Source organism: Pseudoalteromonas sp. SR41-8 (genome assembly GCF_014163915.1).
GTDB classification, from domain to species: domain Bacteria; phylum Pseudomonadota; class Gammaproteobacteria; order Enterobacterales; family Alteromonadaceae; genus Pseudoalteromonas; species Pseudoalteromonas rhizosphaerae.
On record NZ_JACJEE010000063.1, the window covers coordinates 1 to 3,730 of the forward strand.

The window sequence follows — 3,730 nt, forward strand, 5'->3', positions numbered from 1 at the left end:
TACTAACATAGATTACTTTTGACTTTAAAAAGGCTGTACATAAAACTAATAACAAAAAAAACTCTGATAATATCAAAAAATCCGTAAAAACTATATACTGTAGAAAGACTGGGGAAAGTACAACAATTACAGTGCAAATCTTGTCGAATGTTATATTATTTTGTTTATTAACGTCCATTTTGACCTACCGAAAAATCTACTAATCGTTCTTCAAACTCCAAGTTTTGTTCATTGACAAAATTAATAAATTTACGCCGACCTGATTCATATGATTCGAAGTCAAAACATGCTAAAAGCAGCTTAAACTCAGCTGCACCTATACTACTTCTCGATAAAACCAAACCTAAATTATACTCTTTTACAATCTCAGCTATATAGGAACCCTGATAAACGATTAACGGTACACCAAATATCACGGAGTTATATAGCCTGTTTGATAAACATGTATTATTGTTCAACGTATCGCTCATGAGCATATTTATAAATGTTGCTTTTGAGTAGATTTCAAACTCTTGCTTTTTAATGTAGCGACCTGTGATTACAACATTTTTTGCACTTACAGCTTTAACATACTCTTCAAGTTGAGAATTAATGACTCCTTCACCATTAAATTGTAATTCACACCAATCTAAATTTTTCAATTTGTCAATTAGTTGCTTATTAACATCAAAGTCTTTTAATGCACCAATACAAGAAATTATAATTTTTCCATCCAAAGCTTTAAAACCTTGAGCTTGCATTTCGTTTGTATTATGACTAACTACATACTTTATCGACGGTAACCAACTTGAGAATCTAGCTGAAGATATAACAACCAACCCAGCCTGTTTCAGTATTTTCTTAACAATTGGTAGATTAATAGCTTTATGATGATCTCTTATATCTATTAAATAGCCCTTAGAATTAAACGACTTTAACAAACCGCTAGTAAATATTAAAGTAGGCAACCCGAAAACAATTACGCGGGTGTACCTTTCAGCTTTAAACTTACTTTTAACAAACCTTGAAAATAGAAAATAATCGAGTAGATTTCTTGCGTGCTTTTTTTTCCCATCTTTATATTGGTACCCATCAGCGTTATCGTCTATTGATAACCGATCCCATGAGATAACATCAAATCTAATATTATGTTTATCATAAATTCTTATATAGTAGTCAAGATAAGGCATAAATGATGTGTTAGCAGGTGCTACGAGCAATATTTTTTTTATCATTTTTTAATACAACGTAAAAAACCAAAATTAAGTATACTAAATAAAAAGCAGTACTAGTTACAACAAATGCCCATATTATATAATCAACATTTAACAAGGCAATTGATACAACACCACCGACGCGAATTATAAAACCAAAAAATTGAAGAACTAACGCATAGAGCTGATTATTTGTAATCTGCAATACCAAAGATACCGGAGAAGAAATGAACTGCATAAAATACATTGGTGTTAAAAATTGCATATATTCTGCGACTAATACCCAATCTTTTCCAAATAATACGCTTACAAAAGGTTTGGCAAACACTAACACTACAATAGCAACAAATGTCCCGATTAACAAAAGCTTGCTAATTATACTTTTTGTATATTTATATAGCTGGCCCTCATCTCGATAAATACTTGCGTGTGAGATATATACTTGTGAGATAGAAGTACCAATTAGCTGAAGCGGTACTCCCATAAACTTAATAGCCAAAAATAGATAACCTGCTACATTACCGCTAGCGTATTGTGCAATAATTATAATTGGTAAATGTATAGAGGCCACATTCAATAAGGTTTCTAGTACAGAAAACTTTAGAAACCTTATATGCTTAAAAAAAACAGCCTTTAATTTTCGAACAGTTGTTTTGACATTTTTTTTTCTTAAGAGACCAGCGCCTACTAAAGGGTTAAATATATAACCTATTAAAAGTCCAAACTTTGTAAATACAGAAAAAAACAATATTAACTGTAAAAAATTAGATATTAAAGATTGCAAAGATCTGACTTTTGAGATTTTTTTAAAAGATTGCTCTTTAACTCTTAAAAATAAAGATGCATTCATTATAGCTGTTAAATAGATAGCAAGAGGAACCGTTAATACATATATATAAGCTATATCCCCAAAACTATAAATAATAAGCCCCACTAGCAACACTAAAATTGAAGTGGTTGCAGCTATTAGTTGAGAAAGCTTATATAGGCATTCATATTCAACTCTACTTTTTGGTACTGCAATAGACATATCATAACGCAAACATGCAACACTCGATAGAATAGCTACAATAGAAGAAAAAACAGCGAAAATTGAAAAATCACTCGCAGAATAAAATTTTGCTAACACAGGTAAAAAAGCTAAATTAATAATATGGGCCAGCCCTGTCCCACTAACAAGTACAGCAACAGACCTAAAAAACTTTTTTGTATCTATATTCACCTTGTAGACCAAACATTTTTGCAGTCAATAACATAACCTAATGGCCTTTTAGTATTCAAAAACTCTTTATGATCAACTAGCATTAGGTGTATATCTGCATTAGCTTTTGCAGTTGATAAGTCAACCAAAGTAGCATTAGTTACATTCTTAGGCAAAACAGTAATATTTGGCTCTACTACGAGAATTTTAATTTTTACTTCTTGGGAGATAGAGCTAAAAATATTAAATGAGGGGCTTTCACGCAGATCATCTATATCAGGTTTAAATGCTAGGCCATAACAAGAAATAGTGACATCTTTTACAGTTTTAGTTGGATTTGCTTGTAGAAAATCTGCAATTGCTAATTTAACTTTGTTAATTACCCACTGTGGCTTTGCATCGTTCACTTTACGTGCGGTATGTATTAATTGTGCTTCTTCTGGTGTTTTGCTAACAATAAACCATGGGTCTACTGCAATACAATGACCACCGACACCAGGGCCAGGTTGTAAAATATTTATACGCGGATGACGGTTAGCCAGTGATATAAGCTCCCATACATCAATATCTAACCTATCACAAATGATTGATAATTCATTAGCGAAGGCGATTTGCACATCACGACATGAGTTTTCAGTAAGTTTAGCCATTTCAGCAGTGCGCGCATTGGTAATTACACATTCACCTTGTACAAATGTTTTATAAAGCTCTACTGCACGTGCCGAGCATTTAGCTGTCATACCACCAATTACGCGGTCATTTTCAACTAATTCACGTACTACATGACCTGGCAATACTCGCTCTGGGCAATGTGCTACATTCACATCAGCACTTTCACCCATAATTTGTGGGAATGATAAATCAGGGCGTGCTGCAGCTAACCACTCAGCCATTTGTTCTGTAGCGCCAACGGGTGAGGTAGATTCTAGTATTACTAAGTCACCTTTTTTAAGTACAGATGCAATAGCTTCGCTGGCTTTTTTAATGTAGCTTAAATCTGGCTCTGGTATTGTAGAGTCATTGTTCTTGAATGGTGTAGGTACTGCAATCAAAAATGCATCAGCAGGCTCTGGTGAAGTCACTGCTTTTAAGTAACCTTCTGTCACTGCTGCATGCACGATCATGTCTAGGTCTGGTTCTACTATATGTATTTCACCCCGGTTAATTGTATCTACCGCATGTTGATTTACATCAACACCAATTACGTTTTTTTTGCGTGATGCAAACATTGCTGCAGTTGGTAAGCCAATATAACCTAAGCCGATGACTGAAATTGTATTAAATGACATGATAATCCTTTTTAAATAGATTCTAGGTTCTAGGTTCTAGGTTCTAG

3 protein-coding genes are annotated in these 3,730 nt (G+C 33.5%); all 3 read right to left on the reverse strand.

What is annotated here, in order from left to right; genetic code table 11:
• Window positions 1–167: 167 nt before the first annotated feature.
• From H5162_RS20905 to wecC, 3 genes are read right to left on the reverse strand one after another with little or no spacing between them, the layout of a single operon-like run.
• Window positions 168–1,214 carry a hypothetical protein gene (locus H5162_RS20905; protein ID WP_182779424.1) on the reverse strand — a complete coding sequence of 349 codons (1,047 nt, stop codon included), beginning with the start codon at window positions 1,212–1,214 and terminating at the stop codon, window positions 168–170.
• On the reverse strand, window positions 1,180–2,415 hold the full coding sequence (locus H5162_RS20910; protein WP_182779425.1) for an oligosaccharide flippase family protein: 1,236 nt from the start codon (window positions 2,413–2,415) through the stop codon (window positions 1,180–1,182). Before H5162_RS20910 ends, H5162_RS20905 begins: the two co-directional genes overlap by 35 nt.
• Window positions 2,412–3,683, reverse strand: a complete 1,272-nt coding sequence (gene wecC, locus H5162_RS20915) for a UDP-N-acetyl-D-mannosamine dehydrogenase (protein ID WP_182779426.1) — start codon at window positions 3,681–3,683, stop codon at window positions 2,412–2,414. The genes H5162_RS20910 and wecC overlap by 4 nt, the downstream gene beginning before the upstream one ends.
• Window positions 3,684–3,730: the final 47 nt, after the last annotated feature.

Bases quoted from the DNA above. Each gene is read 5' to 3' on its own strand.
- H5162_RS20905 (WP_182779424.1), bottom strand. From the start codon at position 1,214: ATGATAAAAAAAATATTGCTCGTAGCACCTGCTAACACATCATTTATG.
- wecC (WP_182779426.1), bottom strand. From the start codon at position 3,683: ATGTCATTTAATACAATTTCAGTCATCGGCTTAGGTTATATTGGCTTA.